The sequence below is a fragment of the Paenibacillus sp. F411 genome (assembly GCF_017582705.1).
Taxonomy (GTDB): domain Bacteria; phylum Bacillota; class Bacilli; order Paenibacillales; family Paenibacillaceae; genus Paenibacillus_AQ; species Paenibacillus_AQ algicola.
Window position 1 is genome coordinate 116,436 of sequence record NZ_JAGFIP010000015.1, and the last position, 23,746, is coordinate 140,181.

21 protein-coding genes and 1 pseudogene are annotated in these 23,746 nt (G+C 56.0%); 5 read left to right on the forward strand and 17 right to left on the reverse strand.

Annotation, left to right across the window (positions count from 1 at the left end):
• Positions 1-305 precede the first annotated feature (305 nt).
• Together map and JJQ72_RS15525 are read right to left on the reverse strand one after the other, a co-directional pair.
• Positions 306-1,055: a type I methionyl aminopeptidase gene (gene map / locus JJQ72_RS15520; RefSeq protein WP_208204235.1), complete on the reverse strand. Its 750-nt coding sequence runs from the start codon at positions 1,053-1,055 to the stop codon at positions 306-308.
• 165 nt (positions 1,056-1,220) lie between these two features.
• The gene (locus JJQ72_RS15525; RefSeq protein ID WP_138224340.1) at positions 1,221-1,409 is read right to left on the reverse strand and encodes a hypothetical protein; all 189 of its coding nucleotides are present in this window, start codon (positions 1,407-1,409) and stop codon (positions 1,221-1,223) included.
• 355 nt (positions 1,410-1,764) lie between these two features.
• Between JJQ72_RS15525 and JJQ72_RS15530 the strand changes: the two genes are divergently transcribed.
• The 3 genes from JJQ72_RS15530 (at position 1,765) to JJQ72_RS15540 (ending at position 3,658) form a co-directional block, all read left to right on the forward strand.
• Positions 1,765-2,793, forward strand: a complete 1,029-nt coding sequence (locus JJQ72_RS15530) for a serine hydrolase domain-containing protein (protein ID WP_208204236.1) — start codon at positions 1,765-1,767, stop codon at positions 2,791-2,793.
• Positions 2,794-2,943: 150 nt separating this feature from the next.
• The gene (locus JJQ72_RS15535; RefSeq protein ID WP_138224338.1) at positions 2,944-3,222 is read left to right on the forward strand and encodes a transposase; all 279 of its coding nucleotides are present in this window, start codon (positions 2,944-2,946) and stop codon (positions 3,220-3,222) included.
• 97 nt (positions 3,223-3,319) lie between these two features.
• The gene (locus JJQ72_RS15540) at positions 3,320-3,658 is read left to right on the forward strand and encodes a DUF4870 domain-containing protein (protein WP_208204237.1); all 339 of its coding nucleotides are present in this window, start codon (positions 3,320-3,322) and stop codon (positions 3,656-3,658) included.
• Between the two features lie 1,332 nt (positions 3,659-4,990).
• On the opposite strand, the gene JJQ72_RS15545 is transcribed toward JJQ72_RS15540, so the two are convergent.
• The 4 genes from JJQ72_RS15545 to JJQ72_RS15560 all read right to left on the reverse strand — a co-directional run bounded on the left by JJQ72_RS15545 (position 4,991) and on the right by JJQ72_RS15560 (position 8,437).
• The gene (locus JJQ72_RS15545; RefSeq protein WP_208204238.1) at positions 4,991-6,088 is read right to left on the reverse strand and encodes a metallophosphoesterase; all 1,098 of its coding nucleotides are present in this window, start codon (positions 6,086-6,088) and stop codon (positions 4,991-4,993) included.
• A gap of 95 nt (positions 6,089-6,183) precedes the next feature.
• Complete coding sequence (locus tag JJQ72_RS15550) at positions 6,184-6,489, reverse strand: hypothetical protein (protein WP_208204239.1); 306 nt, start codon at positions 6,487-6,489, stop codon at positions 6,184-6,186.
• Positions 6,490-6,601: 112 nt separating this feature from the next.
• Positions 6,602-7,462 carry a TrmB family transcriptional regulator gene (locus tag JJQ72_RS15555; protein ID WP_138224333.1) on the reverse strand — a complete coding sequence of 287 codons (861 nt, stop codon included), beginning with the start codon at positions 7,460-7,462 and terminating at the stop codon, positions 6,602-6,604.
• Positions 7,463-7,585: 123 nt separating this feature from the next.
• A complete protein-coding gene (locus JJQ72_RS15560) occupies positions 7,586-8,437 on the reverse strand; it encodes a zinc ribbon domain-containing protein (protein ID WP_208204240.1) in 852 nt (283 codons plus the stop codon).
• Between the two features lie 306 nt (positions 8,438-8,743).
• Here JJQ72_RS15560 and JJQ72_RS15565 point away from each other — a divergent pair, with 306 nt between their 5' ends.
• Positions 8,744-9,112, forward strand: coding sequence for a hypothetical protein (locus JJQ72_RS15565; RefSeq protein ID WP_138224331.1), 369 nt, complete (start codon positions 8,744-8,746; stop codon positions 9,110-9,112).
• Positions 9,113-9,248: 136 nt separating this feature from the next.
• Here JJQ72_RS15565 and JJQ72_RS15570 read toward each other — a convergent pair whose 3' ends face one another.
• The 3 genes from JJQ72_RS15570 to JJQ72_RS15580 all read right to left on the reverse strand — a co-directional run bounded on the left by JJQ72_RS15570 (position 9,249) and on the right by JJQ72_RS15580 (position 14,388).
• A complete protein-coding gene (locus tag JJQ72_RS15570) occupies positions 9,249-10,244 on the reverse strand; it encodes a M15 family metallopeptidase (protein WP_208204241.1) in 996 nt (331 codons plus the stop codon).
• 229 nt (positions 10,245-10,473) lie between these two features.
• Positions 10,474-11,166, reverse strand: coding sequence for a hypothetical protein (locus JJQ72_RS15575; RefSeq protein WP_208204242.1), 693 nt, complete (start codon positions 11,164-11,166; stop codon positions 10,474-10,476).
• A gap of 60 nt (positions 11,167-11,226) precedes the next feature.
• Positions 11,227-14,388 carry a DEAD/DEAH box helicase gene (locus tag JJQ72_RS15580; protein WP_208204243.1) on the reverse strand — a complete coding sequence of 1,054 codons (3,162 nt, stop codon included), beginning with the start codon at positions 14,386-14,388 and terminating at the stop codon, positions 11,227-11,229.
• Between the two features lie 213 nt (positions 14,389-14,601).
• Here JJQ72_RS15580 and JJQ72_RS15585 point away from each other — a divergent pair, with 213 nt between their 5' ends.
• Positions 14,602-15,357 carry a tryptophan-rich sensory protein gene (locus JJQ72_RS15585; RefSeq protein WP_138224328.1) on the forward strand — a complete coding sequence of 252 codons (756 nt, stop codon included), beginning with the start codon at positions 14,602-14,604 and terminating at the stop codon, positions 15,355-15,357.
• 84 nt (positions 15,358-15,441) lie between these two features.
• On the opposite strand, the gene JJQ72_RS15590 is transcribed toward JJQ72_RS15585, so the two are convergent.
• From JJQ72_RS15590 to JJQ72_RS15625, 8 genes and pseudogenes are all read right to left on the reverse strand, one after another.
• Complete coding sequence (locus JJQ72_RS15590) at positions 15,442-15,825, reverse strand: RidA family protein (RefSeq protein WP_208204244.1); 384 nt, start codon at positions 15,823-15,825, stop codon at positions 15,442-15,444.
• A 76-nt stretch (positions 15,826-15,901) separates the two neighbouring features.
• On the reverse strand, positions 15,902-16,582 hold the full coding sequence (locus JJQ72_RS15595; RefSeq protein WP_138224326.1) for an oxidoreductase: 681 nt from the start codon (positions 16,580-16,582) through the stop codon (positions 15,902-15,904).
• A gap of 24 nt (positions 16,583-16,606) precedes the next feature.
• Positions 16,607-17,908: an MFS transporter gene (locus tag JJQ72_RS15600; protein WP_138224325.1), complete on the reverse strand. Its 1,302-nt coding sequence runs from the start codon at positions 17,906-17,908 to the stop codon at positions 16,607-16,609.
• Between the two features lie 75 nt (positions 17,909-17,983).
• Entirely contained in the window at positions 17,984-19,399 is a 1,416-nt protein-coding gene (locus JJQ72_RS15605) for an ATP-binding protein (RefSeq protein ID WP_208204245.1), read from the reverse strand.
• A gap of 261 nt (positions 19,400-19,660) precedes the next feature.
• Positions 19,661-20,854: a hypothetical protein gene (locus JJQ72_RS15610; RefSeq protein ID WP_208204246.1), complete on the reverse strand. Its 1,194-nt coding sequence runs from the start codon at positions 20,852-20,854 to the stop codon at positions 19,661-19,663.
• Between the two features lie 448 nt (positions 20,855-21,302).
• Positions 21,303-21,584, reverse strand: coding sequence for a hypothetical protein (locus JJQ72_RS15615; RefSeq protein ID WP_138227593.1), 282 nt, complete (start codon positions 21,582-21,584; stop codon positions 21,303-21,305).
• A 205-nt stretch (positions 21,585-21,789) separates the two neighbouring features.
• The gene (locus tag JJQ72_RS15620) at positions 21,790-22,401 is read right to left on the reverse strand and encodes a class D sortase (protein ID WP_208204247.1); all 612 of its coding nucleotides are present in this window, start codon (positions 22,399-22,401) and stop codon (positions 21,790-21,792) included.
• A 41-nt stretch (positions 22,402-22,442) separates the two neighbouring features.
• Positions 22,443-23,746: pseudogene (locus JJQ72_RS15625) on the reverse strand (hypothetical protein); the annotation flags it as partial.

Consider the following 23,746-nt stretch of genomic DNA (forward strand, 5'->3'; position numbering starts at 1 on the left):
AATCACCTATTAAATATAAGTTTAAGGTCACCTTTTGTCAATGATTCACAAGGAGTTCACAAATTGTTCGAAAAGATGTCAAAGTCGCGCCACGACTGAGTTTGTAAACGTTTTCATATGTAGTTTGCAACATTTGCGAACCGCTTGCAGCTTCCTTGTCTTCTTGACATCGACATAATGTAACACGCACTGCTATATGTACATATTTGGACATGCTCACTCTAGCATTCATGCGGCGGCAGCCGCTAGAATATTCCCTAAAGCCTTCGCCTCTTGGGCTCAGCCGCCTTCAAATCTCTCAATCCTTACTCCGTCAAAATGAGCGGCCCGCCCTTCGTGATCCCGATGGTATGCTCATACTGGACTCCGAGCGTTCCATCTGCCGCAGAGATCGTCCACCCGTCCTCCTCCCACAGCACGGCTCCTGTAGGACCCAGCGTAAATACCGGCTCAATGGTGATGACCATGCCCTCTTTCAGGCGCCGGCCTTTGCCGGGGGTGCCGAAGCTAGGAATATCCGGCGGCTCGTGCAGCTGCTGACCTATGCCATGGCCCACCAGCATCTTGACTACACCGTAGCCGCCTTTTTGCGCAGCACTCTCCAGTATGTAGCCGATATCTCCGATAGTCTGACCGACCCGGGCCTGCTGGATCCCGGCAAATAAAGCAGCCTGTGTGTGCTCCATCAGCCTCGCCGCTTCCTTGCAGGGCGTCCCGGCCGCATAGGTCCAGCCGCGGTCTGCCAGCCACCCATTCTTGTTGACGACCAGATCGATTTTTACAATGTCACCGGCCTTTAGAGGCTCCGGCTTCGGAAATCCGTGGCAAATCTGGTGATTGACCGAGGCACAGGTCGCGAACGGAAATCCCTTATGTCCTTTTTGCTCGGGATAGGCTCCGGCCTGCCGCAGAAATTCCTCCACTCTTTCGTCGATTTCCAGTGTCGTGGCACCGGGCCTTACCCATTGCTCAATCTGGCGGTGACAGGCAGCCGCGATGGCTCCTGCTTCACGTATGTAGGCCATTTCCTCTTTGCTTTTCAGGTTGATTCTCATACCGCTTCACTCCTCTGCCATCATGCTCGCCCGCGCGATGTCCTTCCTTCTCACTATATGACGGCAAAGCACGCAAAAAAACCGTTCCCGGGTAATTTCCAGAAACGGTTTAACCATTTATCATCACAAAGCAGTATCAACCACTCTCTGAAAAAAAGCTTTTCTTTAAGATACGGAAGAATTCAGACGGCCGAGCTCGTGCTCCACAACCAGGGTCAGTTCTTCCTCATACCCCCCCATGATATGGTATTTCCGGACATACTCCTTTACAAATTTCTTTGGATCCTTTGGCCGGAAAATTCGTGTCATTTCCCGCAGACTTTCTTTAACCTCATTGTGACCTTTCGTTGCCATGACGATCCCTCCCAAAACGTTTGGAATAACAATTCGTTAAGAGAATGCCGAAAAGATCTACCCGTTAAATTAAATTTCTGCCATGCTTCCCACGGTGATAGGTTGAACCTCAGCAACTTACCGTGCATCTGACACTACATACCACAAAAGCAGCTAACTGAATCATTTATGTATTGTATCATATTCCACTGTTTGTTTCATCTTTCCCAAAAAATGTTTTCCGTTTTGCGGATATGCTCATAAGCTGAGGCGTCGTTTTGGTTAAAATATCAGCAGATCGCTTATGCATTCTATATCAAAGCTGATGCTGCCTGGATTGCAATCTGCTGGCAGGGCTTAAGAGGAGGCGTTCGACATGCCAAAGACACCCGCTGTATCTATTTTGTCTGCACCTGTACAAAGCTATTCCAGCCTGCCCACTGCTGCTCCAGAGGACCAAGGGTGCGAGCCGTCTTTGCTGGAACAGGCACATCTGCAGATCGACAGGCGCTATCCCAAAATGAAAAGCTTTCTCGTGCTCCGTCACGGAAAGCTGGTCTATGAGCAGTACTATAACGGACATCATGCCGGAGCACTGAACGATCTCAGGTCTGCTACCAAGAGCTTCACTTCCATCCTGTTCGGCATCGCACTTGAAGAGAAACTTCTCCCGCCTCTGGATACGCCGGTGCTCTCCGTACTGGGCAAGTATATGAACAGGCCCGGTCACCGCCTCCTGTCCAGCGTGAGCTTTCATCATCTGCTGAGCATGACTGCAGGCTTTCGGTGGAAAACCGGCAACAAGCTGGGTGAGCCGCTCATTCACCAATTTCACCGTAACCGGCGCTGGGCCTCCTTTGCACTTTCGCTGCCTATAGATGAAGAGCGCATAGGCAGCTTCCAATACCGGAGCACGGACTCCCATCTGCTCTCGGTTGCGATCAGCGAGGGGTCCGGACAGGATGCCTACGCTTTTGCCGCCGACAGGCTGTTCGGTCCGCTGGATATTCACCACTCCGCCTGGGCGCCCAGCCCGGAAGGGCATAGCATGGGTCACGTCGGCCTCTATCTGACCTCTCGGGACATGGCTAAATTCGGACAGTGCTGCCTCCAGCATGGAGAGTGGGAAGGAACGCAGCTGATCCCGGCATCCTGGCTTACACTTGCGCTTAACACCCAAACCGAAGGCTATCCTGCCTTTGGCGATTATGGTTACCAGTGGTGGTCGGGCAAAATCAACGGACAGCCCTACTCCCTTGCCCACGGACACGGAGGTCAGCAAATTTACCTGTTCCCGGGCCTGGATGCGGTGGTCGTATTCACCCAGGACAGCCACGTAAGCCGCTGGAAAAACCCCCGCCGGCTCTTGGAGCAATATGTGCTCCAATCTATGGGGGCCGGCTAGCGCGGCGTGGCTGCGGAGCCGGGCGCGCCACCTCCGTGGATAATTGGGCGCGGAACTGGAGAGGTTATGTGTATATCCGCCGCTGCTGTTTATGAAGGACTGCGCGGCGGCATGGCACTATTTTCTTTTTTCGAAAGGAGCGAGACCGAAATGGCCGGAAAAGATAAAGAAATGCCTCCTATTTCCAGAGAAGAGGTGGAGGTTGACGGTGTGTATACTGATGAGGCTGGGCATGAGGAGCATCTGATGCGCGGCGAAACGTTTCCTGCCGACCCTGTGCTGGGAACGACGGAGTGGCGCCTGAGAGAATACGATTTTGAGAACCATCACGAGGGCCGCACGGATGAGCGCATGGTCGTGAAAGCTAAAAGGCACGGCAAGCAGGACAAGCTGGATCCGCGATACAGCAACGCAGACGGTCAAGGCTAGACTCCTCCCATGAGGACCGAGGCGAGGCTTGACGGCATACTTTGTCCGCTCCGTTCATAAGGTAGAGTAGCTTGCCTTAAGACAAGGAGTTGGTGCAATGTCTCCCTTTAAATCGTCTACCGGAATTCCGGAGAACCTGGCTGGTACGCTCTGCTATCTTTTTCCGATGGTGGGCGGCATCCTCTTCCTCGCATTGGAAAAAAGAAGCCGCTACGTCTTGTTCCACGCTCTGCAGTCTCTGCTGGCCTTCGGCATCCTTGCCCTAGCCCATCTGCTCTCCGGGGCCGTGCCCCTGATCGGGCTGCTGGCGACTGCTCTGCTGGGTCTCGTCAGCGTGCTGCTGTGGCTCATGATGATGATCCACGCCGCACAAGGGCGCTGGTATAAGCTGCCCTGGATCGGGTATTTTGCGGAAAAACAGATCACGCGAATGTAAGTAAGCCTGATGCTGGGCCTCGAGAAAACTTGAAGAGGGTGTCCCGAAGTAAATTCGGGACACCCTCTTGTTTTATCTTGGCGCGGCGGTCACGCCTGGCGGCTCAACGAACGCGAAATACCGAACTCGTTTCGCGGTCACCACGCCTGGCGGCTCATTGAACGCGAAATACCGAACTCGTTTCGCGACTGCCGCGCCTTACGGCTCATCGAACGCGAAATACCGAACTCGTTGCGCGACTACCACGCCTTACGGCTCAACGAACGCGAAATACCGAACTCGTTGCGCGGTCACGGCGCCTTACGGCCCATCGAACGCGAAATACCGAACTCGTTGCGCGACTACCACGCCTGGCGGCTCATCGAACGCGAAATACCGAACTCGTTGCGCGGTCACGACGCCTGGCGGCTCATCGAACGCGAAATACCGAACTCGTTTCGCGACTACCACGCCTTACGGCTCATCGAACGCGAAATACCGAACTCGTTGCGCGGTCACGGCGCCTTACGGCTCATCGAACGCGAAATACCGAACTCGTTCCGCGGCTACCACGCCTTACGTCTCATCGAACGCGAAAAACCGAACTCGTTCCGCGACTACCACGCCTTACGGCTCATCGAACGCGAAATACCGAACTCGTTTCGCGACTACCACGCCTTACGGCCCATCGAACGCGAAATACCGAACTCGTTGCGCGGTCACGACGCCTGGCGGCTCATCGAACGCGAAATACCGAACTCGTTCCGCGGTCACGACGCCCTACCGCGCCTCATCGAACGCGAAAAACCGAACTCGTTCCGCGACCACGACGCCTTACGGCCCATTGAACGCGAAATACCGAACTCGTTGCGCGACTGCCACGCCTGGCAGCTCAACGAACGCGAAATACCGAACTCGTTGCGCGGTCACGGCGCCTTACGGCTCATCGAACGCGAAATACCGAACTCGTTCCGCGGTCACGACGCCTTACGGCTCATTGAACGCGAAATACCGAACTCGTTGCGCGGTCACGACGCCTTACGGCTCAACGAACGCGAAATACCGAACTCGTTGCGCGGTCACGGCGCCTTACGGCTCATCGAACGCGAAATACCGAACTCGTTGCGCGGTCACGGCGCCTGGCGGCTCATCGAACGCGAAATACCGAACTCGTTTCGCGACTACCGCGCCTTACGGCTCATCGAACGCGAAATACTGAACTCGTTGCGCGACTACCCCGCCTGGCGGCTCAACGAGCGCGAAAAACCGAACTCGTTTCGCGCCTCACGGCGCCCGCACCGCTCCACGCGCCCCCAGCACCACACAGACGCCCCACGCCCACACGCCGCTCACCTACGGCTGAAAGGTGACCTCGATCTGCACGATCTCCGAGCGCGAGCCGAGGCGGATGGGCGGTCCCCAGAAGCCGTAGCCGGAGGTTACGATGGAGTGCATGCTGCCTTTTTGCAAATAGCCCCAATCATTCTCAAACAGCGCGCCGGTAATGAGATTGCCAGGGAACACCTGACCGTTGTGGGTATGCCCCGACACGACCAGGTCCGTCCCTGCCTCCTGCGCTTCGTCCAAAGCGTTCGGCTGGTGATCCAGCAGCAGCACGGGCGCGGTCAAATCGCGTCCACTCAGGATTTGCGACAGCTCCGCCCGACCTGCATCCTGCTTGTCCCGCCGTCCCGCAATCGTTATGCCCTGCACCTCGGCCGTTTCATCATAGAGCACCTGCATTCCGCTTTGCTCCAAAGCTGCGATCAGCTCGGTGATCTCTCCATCAAAGCGGTCGTGGTTTCCAAGCGAGGTGTACACCCCGTATTTACTCTGAATTCCCTTCAGCAGCTCCACCATACCGAGGTCCAGGTAAGCCTCCAGATCATCGTCAATGACATCCCCCGGAATCAGCACGAGATCCGGCTGCAGCCGGTTCATCTCCTCTACCATTCTTTCGGCATGCCCGGCGCCGGATAACAGTCCAAAGTGCATATCTGCCGCCATCACGATGTTCAGAGACTCCACGTCTGCGGCTTTGGGAATAGTAACCTCATAAGAGCGGACTACCGGACTATAAGCGTTGTAAATTCCGAAGCCAATAATAGCGGCCGACAGCATCAGTACCGTGATTCCGGCTCTTTTCTCCGTCCGATGGGAGTGCAAAGAAGCCAGCTTCATCACCCACAGCAGCAAATGCGTCAGCGGCAGCAGCAGAATGAGAACATAAAAGAGCGCCATCCAGTATGATCCGATCATACTCAGAATTGTGACGCCGCCAAAAAACCGCCCCAGAATAAACGAGGTCGAAACAACGGTCAGTATGATAATATATGCGGCCTTCAGCCAGCGGGCCGGCTTCGGACTCATCCACTTCCAAAGGCTACGGCCAATGTAGTAGACCAGCAGTGCATAAACAAGCAGTATGGCAATCCCAGCAGCTATAAACATGTTCAGTCCCCTTTTTTGATATATACGGTATGAACTCTATTATAGCAAGCAGGCACGGGATATCCCAGCGGCGGGGTACGAGCCCCCGATCACGCCTAGAAGCCAGCTCGCTTCGGGGAGAGCAGCTCATTTAATATCGACTTCAAATTGTGGTCCTCCTGATGCTTCTCCTCACCAAGATCGAGCTCATTCACGCGAATGTAGCGAAAAGCCGGGTCCAGGCCGGCCGGCAAAAACCGCTGGCTGTCATCCGGATCCGGCACTACGTGAAGGTCCATATCCGCAAACATGCCAATCAGATCCTCCCCCGCCGGCCGCTCCCCCGCCTCCACAAAAATCAAGCCCCGCAGCTTCTTGGGCCCCTCTTTCTGAACGACAGTAAAATGAACGATACATTCCATACTCTCATCTCCTTCATGGTTTAGAACCAAATGTAGAACCATAACCAGGGTGACTTCTATGTTACCCAATGTACCCACGCTCTAAAAAAATAAACGCACCGCTAGGGTGCGCTTATCCGGTCTCTTTTTGACTGGCAGGCCGGTCATTTCCTTTCATGGCTTCAATGCCCAACTCATCCTCGGACTCCGGGCTCAGATACTCCTTCTGAATGACATCAAAATGAGCACCATAGCGCTCCTCAAGCTCCTTGCCCATATCCTGCTCCAGCTCGAACAGCACCAGCTCCTGCGAGAACTGGCTCAAGAGCAGCTCCACCATAACGGGATGCGTAGTGACGAGCGCGCTGGTGTCCAGCTCGCCCCCTCTCATGCCAATCATGCACCAGGCGCGGTCCACAACCAGCGAGAACTTCCGGCCGCCTCTTTTGCGCTCCTGGGTCCCCTTCCAGCCCGGCCAGGCCAGGGTGCGTGAGATCCCCTGCTCGCTGCTCTCGCATGCCCACAGCACGCGGACACCGCGGGATTCCGCAGCAGCAAGCTCCTTCTGCAGCAGCGCTGCTTCCTCACGCCACAAATCCACCACGATCTCCTGTCTAGCCCCTGCCAGCTGCCGGGCGGCCTGCTCCAGTACCGCCTTGTCGCCGTCGCTTTGGGTAAAAGAGTCCTGGACACCGTCCGGACGGGGCAAAATCTTCTCTACAAAAGCAAGCGACGACTCCACCCGCTCGGAAATGAGCCGGGTCAGCTCCTCCGGACGCAGCGCTTTGTAACGGGCCGGCTCTCCCGGCTCCTTCAGCAGCGCGCCCTGACGCTCCAGGCGCTGCATGGCCGCATACACATTCGAGCGGGATGCGCCCAGCCGCTTCGCAATCTCGTACCCCCCCGCCGGGCCGTGGCGAGCCAGCTCCACGATGATTTTGGATTCAATCTCGGTAAAACCGAGGCTGCGCAGATGATGCAGTAACTGTTCCATACTTATGTCCTCCCCGTGCTGTTTACGGCTTCTGATCTCCTGACGCATCTTGCGGATCGTCACCATTCATGAATCCGGGCCAGATCCCGCGCTGGTTGGCGTGCGGTGCTCAGACCTAATGAATCAAATTTGCTCGGCGCCGCACCGCGGACACCACTTCGAGCCTTTTGTGAGATCGCCGCTGCAGATCTGGCATTTCACCGTATCTCTGTCCAAGCCCTCTGCCGCAGCCGCATCCCGGCTCTGATTGTTCTCCTGCCAGAAGCGGATTCTGCGATCCAGCTCCAGCTGACGCTCTCTCTCCCGCTCCAGCTCCTCCAGATGACGGCGTTCCCGTCCCTTCTCCTCCTGCTGCCGGCGCACATTCTCTTCCTCCGGTTCGTAGGAATCCTCGTCGGGGCCGTAATACTCGTATTCCGTTCCAAAAGAGTACTCATCGTCCTCTTCAAGGCTTTGGTCCTGGGCCTGCTCCTTCTCATCCTTGCCAGCACGATAGTTATAGCCTTCGTCCGGATCGCGCTCCGCCGCTGCCGTTTCTTCCCGGTACAGTGACTCTTCTGCAGCGTCCTCATACACGCTGTCCTGAGTCCGTTCTGTACGCCGCACCTCATAGGACGGCTTGCGGCCTTCCTGCTTGCTGCCGCAATATGGACAGAAGTTAACGTCCAGCGGTACGGTACGGCCGCACTGACAGAGGCGCTCATTTTTCATAACGGCGATTCGTCCGCGCAAGCTGTAAATCTGCTCCTCCAGCTCATCGCACGCTTTGGCCAGGCTGACCATTTCCTTCTCCGCAAGACTCATATCCTGGGAACGGTAGCCTTCATAAAAAACCTTCCCCATCTCGGTATAATAGCTGTTCTTCTGCTGTTCAATCTCCGAAATCCGGCTGTTCAGCTTATTGATCTCGACGACATGCTGAGCTTTTTCGGTCGCTTTGTTCGCACCGTCCTTCAGCCTCTGCAAAATATTCATATCGCTTCTCCTCCTTCATTTCCCGCGGGTAATCATCCTATTGTTTTCAATCCTTGCAAGTATATGCTCACTCTCAGGCTCTTTGGTATGGCGCGTGCGCCTTTTCATAATATGTATGCTGTAAGTTGCAAACGACAAGAGCTGACTCTATCATACCAAATTTGCAAGCCTTTGAAAAAAAAGAAGCAAGTCACAAAGCTCAGCTTCCTGCTATGATTCACCCGGCTGCGGGCAGTGTAAACAATGGATATACTTTCATTACACTCCGGGAGCCCCCGGGCAAACGAGATCACGGAGGGATTTTTTATGAGCGAGAACAAAAAGTACTATATATCGATTGCGCACAACCTGATCCAGGAAGAGCCTTACGATTCGAATGAATTTGTTGTATATGTCGATGACGATCAGCTCGTGAAATTAAGAGATTTGATGAAGGATGCCTCGGGCAGCGACAAGCATGCGTTTCTCCGCACCTTTATTCCGTACAAATCAGCGGATCACGACGAGGCGGTGGAGGAGCATGATGACACTGTAATTGCCTTGTACAGCTACATCTATCGGTTCGGAGACGAAACCGCAAGGAAGACGATCAAGGACATGAACATTATTCCGAAGCTGGTGGAGGACACGGGGTATGACGATCCCGGCTATGAAGGATCTCCGCTCAACAAATAAAATAAATGCCGTGCAGGAAGCAGGGATCCGGTGACAGGATGCCTGCTTTTTGGGCATGACAAAGGGCCAGCTTCCTTCCGAAGCTGGTTCCTTGTCGTCTGTAAGGAGAGCAGCTGCCTCTTCCTTCGCTTGGCGTTTACAGCTTGATGAAATCCGCGTCAAGATACTCCTCCAGCGTCAATCCGCTCTCGGCTATGTCCAGAGCAAGGTCTTTGCCTACATAGCGAAGGTGCCAGGGCTCGTATACATAGCCGGTTACATCCTCTTCGCCCTGAGGATAGCGGATGATAAAGCCATACTCCGGCGCATGCTGTGCCAGCCACTTCCCTTCGGCGGTCTCGCCAAAGGCAGCGCTGAGCTCATTGCCGGCACTCGGAGAAGAAACATCCATCGCAAGCCCCGTCTGGTGCTCGCTCGTTCCGGGGAGCGCACTGATTCTGGCGGCTTCAGCTTCGCCCTTGGTGCGGACATGGTTCTGATACACGGATTGCTGACGCTCGTAGGAGCGGTAGCCGGAAATGGCACGGAGCTCCATGCCGTCCTTCTCTGCAGCGGCAAACAGCTCCTCCAGTGCCGCAGCCGCCTCGGTGCGCATCAGACGCTTCTCATGGGGCTCACTGAAAGAAAACGGCACCTTCGGCTCCCTCAAATCCGCAGGCTCGTAGCCTTCCGGCAGGCTGCGCTGCTTGTTCACCACTACAGCGGGGGAGCTCTCATTGGTGACGATCCACTGCCCACTCTGCTCACGCACCGTCGCCTGCAGCGCTTGCTCCATACGCATGGCCGTCACATGATCTGTCTCCTCGCCGGGCTGTCGATCTGCTTGCGGATCTGTCTGCGGGTCCGGAGCTGCTGACGTACCCGGACTCTCTGTCTCCTCCTGCTGCCGATTCTCTGCAGAGCTGGATGGTGTCTCCTCCGGAGATGCTGCTTGGAGATCTTCTGGCGCTCCTTCTTCTTGCGGAGCGGCGTCCTTTATCTCTGCTGGTGGCTGTTGATTATACTGAGTCTGCAGGCTCGACCCTTCGGCGCCGCCTGATCCTTCTGACTTGCAGCCGGATAACAGGGCTCCGGTGAGTATCATGCAGCCCAGCAAAAGACTTGCCCTGCGGGCTCCTGCTTGTATATTCATTTCTAATTCTCTCCTTATGCCAATCATCGTACCCCCATTGTACTCCACTACCGAAGCCGTGGACAAACCCTTTTCCGCCGTGTGAAAAAAAGCACAGGCGTTCCCTTCAGCCCTGCGCCAGCTGTGGCGCGGGGTTGAAGGGACAGCCTGTGCTAGTGCGCGTGGCGCACGGCGCGGGGCGCGGGTGCATGGCGCGGGGCGCGGGCGCGGGGCGCATGGCGCATGGCGCCTAGCGCGCGCCCGGGCGGCGGCGCTCCGCCGCGTGGCGCAGCACCAGCGCGAGCGCCTCCTCGGCGCGGGCGCCGGGCAGCAGGCCGGCCCAGTCTCCGGCCGGCCGCAGCGCTTCCGGTGGAGGCGGGGGCTTTACGCCCACCTCCACCTCCGCCAGCAGCTGCCCGGGGCGGTGCAGCCGCCCCTCGCCTGCGGCCTCGGCCAGCCACTCGCCCGGAGAAGGCCCGGCAGGGGCCTTCTCCTTCGGCGCGGCGGCCGACCCGGCGGCCTCGCTGCCGGCTGCCGGCGCTGACGCCTGCGCCCATGCGGCGAAGACGCCCGCCAGCAGCGCCTCGCGCGGCAAGCCGAGCAGCACCAGGCGCAGAAGCGGCTCTGCCGCCAGCTGCTCCCGTGCAGCGGCCAGCACCGCAGCAGCATGGCTGCAGGCAGTGCCCCCGCAGGAGCAGCCCACAACTGCTCCTTCATCCATCACAGATGAAGACAAAGGCGCCAGCCACTCTGGCAGCTTGCCCTGCAGCAAGCCGTACAGCGCCTGCGGATCGGCTGCAAAACGCGCCAGCACCTCCTCTTTGGCCCCCGCATCATGACGCAACGGAATGGCCGCCTCCAGCGGCGGCTCCCCCGGCACACTTCCCTTAATCTCGCCCTCTGAGAAGCAAAGAGCTATTTCGCCAGCCTGTCGCTGCTCCATCACATGCATCCTCCTTTACCAGCCCCTCCGCCTTCCAATAAGCCTCCAACGGCGCCCCATTTACATCCAGTCCTGGCTTTGCAGCTCGATTAATTGCTGAAGCTCCTTATCCGACATTTCGGTCAGCCACGTTTCACCTGAGCCCACAACCTGCTCCGAGAGAGATTTCTTCTGCTCAATGAGCTCATCAATCCGCTCCTCCAGTGTGCCTTGGCAGATCAGCTTGTGCACCTGGACATTCTTGTACTGTCCAATCCGGAATGCACGGTCTGTCGCCTGATTCTCCACCGCCGGATTCCACCAGCGGTCGTAGTGAATGACATGGTTCGCACGGGTCAGATTCAAACCGACTCCGCCTGCCTTCAAGGAGAGTACGAATACGCGCGAGCCCTCCCCTTCCTGAAAGCTGCGTATCATCTCATCCCGGTCCTTTTTGGGAACGCCGCCGTGGAGGAAGGACGGAGCCTCACCATAGCGCTTCCCCAGCAGCTTCACGAGCAGCGACCCCATCCCGACATACTGGGTAAAAATAAGCGCCGATTCCCCCACATCCGCAATGCTGTCCAGAATTTCCAGCAGCCGCTCCATCTTCCCCGACTGCTCACTGCGCAGCGGCCTGCCCTCTTCTCCCTGAAACAGCACGGGATGATCACAAATCTGCTTCAGCTTGGTGAGCGAGGACAGCACCAGTCCCTTGCGGGCAATACCCGTGCTTGCACCGAGCTGGCCAACCATTTCGTCCACGACAGCCTGATACAGCGCTCCTTGCACCTCGGTCAGCCGGCAATACGACTTCAGCTCCAGCTTCTCCGGAAGATCCTTCTGGATATCAGGATCACTCTTCAGGCGCCGCAGCATGAACGGAGAGACCAGGCGGTGCAGCTCACGCAGCCGCTCCTGCTGTCCTTCGCCCAGCACATACCGCTGACGGAACGCATGAAAGGTACCCAGATAACCGGGATTCAGAAATTGAAAAATCGACCATAGCTCTGCCAGCCGATTCTCAACCGGCGTTCCGGTCATTGCCACCCGGTGGGGGGCGGAGAGCTTCATCACGCTCTGGGCCTGCTTCGTGCGGTAATTCTTAATGTACTGCGCCTCATCCAAAATCACACTTGACCACGAAATGGCCGATAGCTCCGGACCGTCCCGCCCTGCCAGATGATACGTCGTCAGCACGATATCGCAGCTCATGGCCTCCTGCTCAAATGCTGCACCGCGCAGCCTTCGGGTGCCGTGATGCGTATAAATACTCAGCCTCGGGGCAAAGCGCTGCAGCTCCCGATGCCAGTTGCCAAGGAGAGAGGTCGGGCAGACGATGAGCACGGGGCTCCGGTCTGCCGCCGCATCGGTCTGAGCGGAAGTCCCGCCATCCTCCTGCAGCTGCTGCCAGCCCGCAGCTCCGCCGAGCCCTTGCGGCCGGTCCAGCAGGCAGGTAATCACCTGAACGGTCTTACCGAGCCCCATATCATCCGCAAGGCAGACGCCGAAGCCCAGCTCCCGCATCAGGCTGAGCCATTGATAGCCCTTCACCTGATACGGCCGCAGCTGTCCCTGAAGCTCTCCCGGTACAGGGCGCAGCGGCACCTTTTTGACCCCGTCACCGGACAACAGCGAAGACAGCAGGCCTGCGCTCTCGACCTCTTCGATAAACAGTCCCTTCCACAGCCGGTCTTCGTCCAGCTCTGCGGTAAGGTGAATCCATTCCGACAGCTCCATTTCGCCCTGTTCATGACGCTTCATAAAGCGCAGCACCTGATTGATCTCCTTCAGGTCTACCTCAATCCACTCGCCCCGGAATTGTACATAGGGCATGTTAGCTTCGGCAAGCGCCGCAAGCTCGTGACGGGAGAGGCGCAGCCCGCCTACAGCCGCTGACACTTCAAAGGACACGAGCTGATGCATGCCCAGCACCGGTGCCGGCTTATCGCCTCCCATAGAGCTGTCCAGATTCATTTTGAGAGAGAGTCCGGCCCGTTTCTTGCCTTCCCGGCTCCAGCGTGAAGGCATCTGAACCTTGATGCCTCCTTTGTTCAGCTTCGGTACCGACTGCTTCAGAAACAATCGCAGCCCGTCAAGAGGCAGAGAACAGCCTTCTGGAGCCGGGCCTTTCAACCCTTCACGGCATTCCGGAGACAGCTCTGCCGCCCGCCCCAGCTCCAGCAGCAGCTGCTCCCGAATGCCGGGATAGACCAAGCCGCGCAGTAAACGATCCTGCTCCTCCCCCTGCCAGATCGCTCTGGCGGGCAGCAGCAGGCCTTCATCCTGCCGGCTGCCGGCCCAGAACGAAATTCGCCACTGCTCTTCTCCTTCCTGAAGCGGAGGCTCCAGGCGAAGCTGAAGTGCAAGCGTCCCCTGCTCCGGCGGCAGCTCTTCTCCCTGGATCTGCGGCATCGCAGTCTGTCCCGTTTCCTCGACTTCGCGAGCCAGCTCTTCCATTTCTTCTACAGCGCCCTGAAGCGGAATGTCCCGGTGGATCGTCAGCAGGCTATTCCACCACAGCTCACTGAGCGGCGAACGCCCGCGCCGGTAATCCCTCAAATATCGGGACAGTCGGCTGCCGGCTGTCCGAACAGCTTCTCGGCCTTCAGCATCCAATAACGCGGACAAGAAAGAATAGAGCACGGTCGCTCCCGCCTCTTCCCGGCTGGCAGGCTCACTGCCGGCCAGCGCCGCCGGAGCACCGTAGCCGATCGGCGGCATACTGGCGGCCAGCTTCAGAAACACATCTGCCGCTTTCCCCGTCAGCTGAGGCTTCCAAACCGCTTTTAGCATCCGCGTCGTTACACTCCGGCGTCTGCCGCTCAGCGGAAGCTCCGCCGTTCCCGGCGCAATCTGCCCTTGCTGCAGCAGCTCCTGTGCAAACGCCGCAGCGACTGCCCAGTACGTCATTTCTTCACCCAAATCCAGGCCTTGCTGTTTATATATATCAGCATCCAGGGTCAGCAGAAACTGCAGCGCATCCAGCGGCTGCAGCGCCAAGCCCTCCAGCGTTCTTCCACCCAGGCTTTTCCGATCGCTCCGCCGTCCATTCTCCGCCAGAACGGAAGGAAAGCGCATTTCCGCCAGCCTGAGCACAGCCGCAGCAAAAGGGCGGCTGCCGTCAGGCAGCTGTATTTTTTTCACGGTTCTTCTCCAGGCATCCACCTTAGGCTCCGACATTTCGCCGGAGAAACAAAAAAACACATCTCCAAGCCATACGCCATACAGCGGTTGATTCATCGTTGTCTCCTGTCTTTTTCCTGCTTAACAGATATTATTCCTATTCTATACGATTACCCGTCAATTTCAAAACAAGTTATAAACTTCGGTATTTATTAACCTCAAGGTTAATTTAATTAGAAATGGGTAAGTTCAATATAACGTGCATATGCTTGTTTAGAGATCCAGCTCCGCAAGATGCATTTCATGCTTTGGGTAAAAGGAGGAGACCGAATGCAAACAAAAAATCCTTACCGCTGGTGGAACCTGATTGCCTTTATCGCCACGATCGCGGTCAACTATCTGGCCAACGCTCTGCCGCTGGGCGGACGCAACACCCGGGAAATTTCCGATCAATTCTACATTTACATGACCCCGGCAAGCTACGCGTTTACGATCTGGTCGGTCATTTATGTGCTGCTGGCGGGGTTTATCATCTATCAGCTGCGCAGCAGCACGGGCTCCAGGGACTCGGTGCTTGATATTGGCCCCTGGTTTATAATAAGCAGTGCTTTGAATATTGCCTGGTTGTTTTTGTGGCACCATTTGTATATCGAGTGGTCGGTACTGGTCATGCTGCTGCTGCTGGCATCCCTCTTTATCATTCACCGCAAAACCCGTATTCTGCGGCCCACCATCGGGGAAGCCCTGCTGATCAAGCTGCCGTTCAGCCTTTACCTGGGCTGGATCTGTGCCGCTTCTCTCGTTAATATCGGTACTCTGATTTACAAGAACGAATGGTCTCCATTCGGCTTGTCCCAGCTTGGCTGGAGCATTGCCCTGCTCTGCATTGGCGCGCTTCTCGTCATTGCAATCAGTTTCCCTACGAGGGACTGGGTGCTGCCGCTTGTATTCGTCTGGGCCTTGATTGCTATTGCAGTAGAGCATCGCGAGGAAGATGTTCTCATGGTCACGGCTTTTGGGCTGGCAGCTGCCATTTTCTTGTACGCTGTGTACCTGTTTATATTCAGAAGACATCGTTCTTCATAAATCCGGTCATGCATGCAAAAAGCTGCCTGTCACCTCCATCCGGAGCGTGACAGGCAGCTTTTATGTGCATATGCCGGCTGCTGTTTATTCCTTCACCTTCGCAATAACCTCGATCTCGACCAAGCCATCCTTCGGCAGACGAGCCACCTCCACGGCGCTGCGCGCCGGATACGGCTCTTGAAAGAAGCTGCCGTACACTTCATTCATCGCCGCGAAGTCGTTCATATCCTTCAGAAACACCGTCGTTTTGAACACGTGCTCCAGGCCGGCTCCGGCTTCCTCCAGAATCGCTCTTACATTCTGAAGCGCCGTTCTGGTCTGTTCGGTGATGCCTTCAGCAAACTGGCCGCTACTAGGATCGAGGCCCAGCTGACCTGAAGTGTAGATTACGCCTCCGACCTCTACGGCCTGGCTGTATGGACCGATGGCCCCTGGCGCTTTGCTCGTGCTGATTATGTTTTTGCCCATTGGATATTCCCCTCTCTTGAATGGCTTTCGCTAAGTCTCCCTGCATGCTTGCACGATATTTTCGTTTAGACTTGCCTTACTGCTCTTGTATTGTATCATCCCCGAGGACATGAATCACATCATTCGGATACACATGGGTCCCGCGCGTCTGACTGAAGGAAATGTTCACCATGGCCCGGGCGACCTTCGAAGCAGGAACGGCCCGGTACGGGGCCAGCTTCCCGCGAAACAGGAAATCCAGACGGCGCATGAGTACAGAAGCCACATCCTCACCCAAACGGCGCTCACTCCGATCCCCTAGCAGCAGCGAGGGACGAAACAGATGTACGCCTTGAAATGGGAGGTGTGACAACGCCTCCTCGACTTCACCCTTGACCCGGCTATAGAACGCTTTGGAGGAGCGGCTTGCCCCCATACTGCTTACGGCCAGAAATTGCGGCACTCCACTCTCCAGCGCCAAAGCGGCGCCAGAGAGGACATACTCCTCGTCGACCTTACGGAATGCCTCTTGAGAGCCCGCTTTCTTGATCGTGGTTCCAAGACAGCTGAATACCTGATCCACGCCTTCAAAAGCCTTCTTGTACCTTGGAAGCTCATCCCAGTCTACAAGGATCACGTTCAGCTTGGGATGCTTGTAATCCGGCTCGCGGCGGACCAGAATACGAACCTCTTCGACGGTGTCACTTGCTAAGAGCTGCCGCGTGACCTCTTGTCCTACAAGGCCTGTCGCTCCCATTACGAGAGACGTTATTCCCATCCGTAACTCCTCCTGTCGCTTTCTTTATAAGGCCGCCTGCTTTCCGCCGAGCAGCACTCTTCGTCCCAGCAGCCATGCCGTCAGCAGCATGAGCACCCCAACCAGCAGCTGAAATCCGTAATGCTGCATCCATTCAGGCGCATCCAGCAGCAGCTTGAACACCTGGCCGCCAATCAGCGGCCCCAGAAATGCAGCCACGCCGGTAATGGCGGAATACATGGCAATGAACATGGGGCGATCCCCTTTTGGCGTATCCCCAATCATAAAATTAAAGGCCAGCTGGTTGAAGCCGCCGACGCCTGCGCCCAGCAGCATATGCGACACCAGCAGCACCGGAATGACCGGCAGCACGGAGAGCAGACCCCATGCCATTGAGGAGGCCGCGATCAGCGGCAGCGTCCAGAAGAGCAGCGTTCGGTTGGAGAATCGAGCATTCAAATTGCCCCAAACGTAGAAGCCAATCATCATCACCGCGGTCTGGGATACCGTCATCATGGACACGACGGAGTAGCTGATCTCCAGCACATCCAGCATGGCATAGGAATACAGCGGCACCACCAGCGTCTGCAGAAACAGCCAACCGCCGAGAAACAGTGTTGATTTTATAAAGGGCTGATCTGACAGCGGCTTGCGCACCATCGGCCAGAACCGGGTTTCCTTCGAGCGCTCAAACGGCGGATCCGGATACAGAAAGAACAGCGGAAGATTCGCCGCCATTGCCACCCAGGCAATCGCGAATAGAATCAGAAAGCCCTTGCCGCCCGGATACCAGTCCAGAATCAGGCCGCCTGCGAACAGCACCACTGCACCCAGGGCGTTCAGCATCGTGTTGCGAATGCCGAAATACCGGCCTCGAACCTTGGCAGGCACCATGTCACTGATCACCGAGGTCCATAGCATGCCCGAGACCGTCCCGGCGATAAACGCAGCAGAATAGAGCACGAGAAACACCGGGATCCACCACTCTCGGTCAAACACAAACGGGATTAGTCCCGTCGTTCCCCACAAAATACGGTTCAGAGCCGTCGAGATGATCATCGCCTTCTTGCGGTACTGCAGGCGCTGAACGAGATAAGCCGTCAGAATCTGAATAATGTTGAAAAAAGTCGTCACGGCGAGGACGAAGCCGATCATGCCAGACTCCGCTCCCAGGTAAAGCAGATAGCCCGTCAGGAACGGACCTCCCAGCAGCGTCTGGTACGTTACGGCAGGCACACCCTCCCAGTTGGCAATGAGCAGGTGCTTGCGGTGACGCGAGGTAAGACGCTGAGGTCTGTATGCAACTCTTACGGCCTTGATGGGGATACACTCCTTCGATGTCTTCAAATGGCTGACCCAATTCTCTTTGACCCCATTCTACACCCGGATCCGCCGCTGTCAATAAGAAGGAATGAAAAATTTTCAAAGTGTTTTTTCAGGATTGCGAAGCGGCAGATACAGCGAAAAGGTACTCCCCTCTGCCGGGCTGCTGACTACCTCAATAAAGCCGTTCAGCAGACGTGCCAGATCCCGGCTGATCGACAGCCCGAGCCCGGTGCCCCCATATTTCCGCGTAATGGAGGTGTCGCCCTGCTCAAACGCTTCAAAGATCAAGGCCTGCTGATTTTTTGGAATTCCAATACCGGTATCCGTAACAGAAACGACCAGCCACTCGATGTCAGACTCCCCATCTCGTTCAGATCTCACCGTCAGCCTTACACTGCCCTCCGACGTAAATTTAAAAGCATTGGAGAGCAGGTTGCGTACAATCTGATTCACCCTCTGCGGATCAGAGATAAAGCGTTCCGGAACGTCCTCCCCCAGCTCCAGCTCAAAGACAAGGCCCTGCTTCGCAGCCGTTACCTCAAAGGACATATGAAGCATGTATATCATTTCCCGGATGTTGATATCCTCCATCGTAATATCCAGATGTCCTGCCTCTACTTTGGATAAATCCAGCACGTCGTTCACGAGATTTAACAGATCGTAGCCTGATACGTGAATCAGCCGTGCATATTCCATCGTTCCCTCCGGCAGCTTGCCTTCATCGCCTTCGTGAATCAGCTGGGCCAGGTTGATGATGCTGTTCAGCGGAGTACGCAGCTCATGCGACATATTCGCAACAAACTCGCTTTTGTATTGGGACGCCAGCGCCAGCTCCTTGGCGCGCTCCTCCAGGATAAGCTGTGCGCGCTCCAGCGCGTCTTTTTGACGGGATAGCTCGGCATTGACGATTCGGAGCTGTCTCATTCGGCTCAGCTCCTGATAAAACTCATGAAATAGCAGCGCACAGCCCGCGCTCAGCACCAGCCCCAGCGGGAACGTTCTGACGGCGACCAGGCGCAGAAATTCCTCTACCGGAAGCACGCCAATCACGGCTATATTGATCGTATTCATCACATTGACGGCAGCCACCACCATAAAGCCTTTCACGTAGAGCGAACGGTGGCTTCGCCGGAACCAGACATTCAGACAAGCGCTTAATATACCGAGCAGCGTCAAATTAACGAAACCCGCCACGGCGGCTTCATTCACACCAAAGGTAAACCGCAGCAGCCCGATCCCCGTCCCAATGATGACCAGCGGAAAAGCCCGGGGGTAACCGAACACCGCGATAATCAAAGGCACAAAGCGCAGATCAAAGATGATGTCCTCGCTGACGCGATACCCGAAAAAGGAGCAGGCCCAGCCTCCCAAAATAAGCAGCAGGATGGAAACGAAATACATCGTAAAGGTTGAGGTACGGCTGAGCACATACTTATAAAACAGATTAGCCAGATACGCTGCCGTAAGCAGCACCGCCGTATTTACCAGAAATGTCGTTAAAAACGAGTTCATGAACCCTCCCGCGCGTGATCTGTCGTTTTACGCTGTAAGATCATACTTAAATAACATGTTAGATTGTATCATAAATGCTTCATCCCTCGTTGCACGATTTCGCACCAAGCGCGCCCCAATCGCGGTCCATGAACGTGAAAAACCACGCTCGTTGCAGCGCCCGCACGGATATAGAGCAAACGAATGCGAAAAACCGAACTCGTTGCGCCGCCTGCACGGATCTGGAGTAAACGAACGCGAAAAAACGAACTCGTTGCGCCGCTAGCACGGATCTGGAGTAAACAAACGCGAATAACCGAACTCGTTGCGCCACCAGCGCAGAGCTATAGCAAACGAACGCGAATAACCGAACTCGTTACAGCACCAGCACGGATACGGAGTAAACGAATACAAAAAAAACGCGCTCGTCGCGCCGCCAGCACGGGTCTGGAGTAAACGAACGCGAATAACCGAACTCGTTGCGCCGCCAGCACGGATATAGAGCAAACGAATGCGAAAAAACGAACTCGTTGCGCCGCTAGCACGGATCTGGAGTAAACGAATACGAAAATCCGAACTCGTTGCACCGCTAGCACGGATCTGGAGCAAACGAATGCGAAAAAACGAACTCGTTGCAGCGCCAGCACGGATCTGGAGCAAACGAATGCGAAAAACCGCGCTCGTTGCGCCGCCTGCACGGATACGGAGCAAACGAATACGAAAAACCGCGCTCGTTGCGCCACCAGCACGGATATAGAGCAAACGAATGCGAAAAACCGAACTCGTTGCGCCACCAGCACGGATATAGAGCAAACGAATGCGAAAAACCGAACTCGCTGCGCCGCCAGCACGGATATAGAGCAAACGAATGCGAAAAAACGAACTCGTTGCGCCGCTAGCACGGATCTGGAGCAAACGAATGCGAAAAAACGAACTCGTTGCACCGCCAGCACGGATCTGGAGCAAACGAATGCGAAAAACCGCGCTCGTTGCGCCACCAGCACGGATATAGAGCAAACGAATGCGAATAACCGAACTCGTTGCGCCGCTAGCACGGATCTGGAGCAAACGAATGCGAAAAACCGCGCTCGTTGCGCCGCTAGCACGGATCTGGAGTAAACAAACGCGAAAAAACGAACTCGTTGCGCCGCCAGCACGGGTCTGGAGCAAACGAACGCGAAAAAACGAACTCGTTGCGCCGCCTGCACGGATACGGAGCAAACGAATGCGAAAAACTGAACTCGTTGCGCCGCCTGCACGGATACGGAGCAAACGAATGCGAAAAACCGAACTCGTTGCGCCGCTAGCACGGATACGGAGCAAACGAACGCGAATAACCGAACTCGTTGCGCCGCCAGCACGGATATAGAGCAAACGAATGCGAAAAACCGCGCTCGTTGCGCCACCAGCACGGATCTGGAGTAAACAAACGCGAAAAAACGAACTCGTTGCAGCGCAAGCACGGATACGGAACAAACGAATACGAAAAACCGCGCTCGTTGCGCCGCCAGCGCAGAGCTATAGCAAACGAACGCGAAAAACCGAACTCATTGCGCCGCTAGCACGGATCTGGAGTAAACAAACGCGAAAAAACGAACTCGTTGCACCGCCAGCGCAGAGCTATAGCAAACGAAAGCGAAATTCCGAATTCATTTAGCGTCTACCGCCCTCGGGCACGCCTCAATCGTCCGCGCATGAAACGGTCGCAAGGGGATGTCCCATAAGTAACCTCAGAAACCAAAAGACAGCCTACCTTAATCGAAAGATTATCAATAAACAAAAAAATAGCCGTGCAAGAACAACGCTCAAGCACCGCTATTTTACCTTGGACAAACTAAAAAAGGGGAGTTCCTCAATCATCTTCAATGACTGAGGAACAGCCCCTCCGAGCTTGACGCAGCACCTTTTAGGACGAATGCGGCGGTCAGGCTCGATTTGCGCTTTTTTTCCATATTGTCAACCAGGAGGTCAGCGGGTTCCGCTCCCGGCTAAGCCAGCCCCTCACTCCGGTCACTTCTTCCTCCTCGGAGCGTGCAGCGGCGGCCTGCACCATCGCAGCTTCCGCTTCAGGCAAAGAGAGGAGCTCTTCGTTCGTCATCGTGTAATACTTCAAATGATACGTACTCACCGTATCCCCTTGAAGCGTCACCACATGATCGTCACGGATTTCAATGATTCTGCCGGTCACTACCTTGCTGTTATACATAATCATCGCCTCTCCCTGCCTTGGATTTGTGCCGCCTCGGTTTCTGCGGTCGTCGCCACTGCCTCCCGGTATCCTTACTGGTCCTACTTGTTTTGTTCCGTCCCGTCATCACGATTGCTTATAAGTGTCGTTACCCGCTTGAAGTCAGGATGAATCGGTGCTTCATGGATTACCGCTATTCACTGATGGCGACTGCCAAAAGAGCTTAATCCACTTGAATACCTGTCACCAGCAGCCTGTAGGCGTTGGAATAATTGGGGTAGCAGGTGACCAGCGTCATCCGGCTCTCCCCAGGCACCGGGCGCACAGCATCGATTTTATCCGGTGTAACCACCTGAAGACTTACCACTTTATAGCGCAGCACCCCCTCGCTCGTATGATAGCTGAATACATCCCCTTCCCGGGCCTGATGGAGTGTGTTGAAAAACTTTCCCGTAATACCGGAACGATGTCCAGCAATTACAGCATGACTTCCATCTGTCCCCGGCACATCCTCTCCCATGATGCCAAGCGCATGATTCAGCTCCTCCTCCGACACGCCGGATACCACAGCAGCATCCACCCCGATCGATGGATATTTCAAAACACCCTCCGCTGCTGTTGCTACACCTTGGATCTCCTTCGGCGCTGCGACCGATGCACTCTGTGTGCGTGCGATACCGGGTTTTTCCGATACTGCACGTGGATGAGACTGGCTGGCTTGCGGATTTTCATACACCTGTTCATGGTATACCGCTGCCTTCAAATCCTTTTGAATCCGGTCGGTTTCCGAAGTGGTGTGCAGCACCTGCACCAAGGTGACAAGGCCTGCGAGCATTGTAAAAATACCTGCTGTTATAAATCGCCGCCGGGAGCGCATTACAGCTTCCCCCGGAGGGTCGGATATGCGATCAGGCCCGCTCCCAGGAGCAGCAGCGCCAAGGCTGCTACTACCAGCCAGCTGCTGTCGAGAAGTCCTCCTGTTCTCGGGAAGCTCCCTTCTTGAATGGAAGCGTTAGTACCTGCCAGCAATGGTGTGAATGCAGCGTTACCAGACAGAGATGCCTCTGCCCGCTCACCACTATAGCTGTATCCTAAGCTGCCAGCTGCGCTTCCGCTGCCTTCTGCAAGCGACACCTCACCAGTCCTCGGACGGGAGCTGTTTAAGCTGTCTGTCGCTCCGGCTTGCTCTCCACTACCGCCTTCAACAGCGCCAGGATCGGCATTACCGCTATCGCTTTCTCCTGTGGAACTATCTTCGGATGCGTCTGTATTACCAGCCGCAAAGCCATCTGAGCCCTCTCCGCCAGCGTTGTCTCCTCCGGTATTGTCTCCGCCAGTGTTGTCTCCTCCGGTGTTGTCACTTCCGGTGTTGTCGCCTCCAGCGTTGTCTCCGCCAGTGTTGTCTCCGCCAGCGTTATCACCTCCGGTGTTGTCTCCGCCAGTGTTGTCTCCTCCGGCGTTGTCTCCACCAGCGTTGTCTCCTCCGGCGTTGTCTCCTCCGGTGTTGTCTCCGCCAGCGTTGTCTCCGCCATTGTTGTCTCCTCCGGCGTTGTCTCCTCCGGTGTTGTCTCCGCCAGCGTTGTCTCCTCCGGTGTTGTCACCGCCAGTGTTGTCTCCTCCGGCGTTGTCTCCTCCGGTGTTGTCTCCTCCGGCGTTGTCTCCACCAGTGTTGTCTCCGCCAGCGTTGTCATCTTGTCCTGGGATGGTCTGGCTGGAGCTTGTAAGAACGCCAAGGTTCAAATCCAAGGGCAGGAAGACTGGCGACAGATTCACTCTAACTCCCGAGCGTTCCGTATAACGTGTACCGTCATCGTTACGGCTTGCGACTGTTTCCAAAACAGACAGCTCTGTGTCACCTATAATGCCATCAAGCAGATCAAGATCGAGCAGCGCTCGCTCACTTGTTTTTGCGTCGCCCTGAACTCCTTCACTCTGGCTGCCCTTCACCTCATGCTCATGCTCCAGCACACCCACATGCAGACGGTCGCCTAGCACGCTATCCTTGAGATCCAGGTCCACCAGGGCACGCTTCTCCCGCTTCTGACTTTCGCTCACCTCGGGATCAGCATCGTCGCCCTGAACTCCTTCACGGTGACTGCCCTTCACCTCATGCTCATGCTCCAGCACACCCACATGCAGACGGTCGCCCAGCACGCTTTCCTTGAGATCCAGGTCCACCA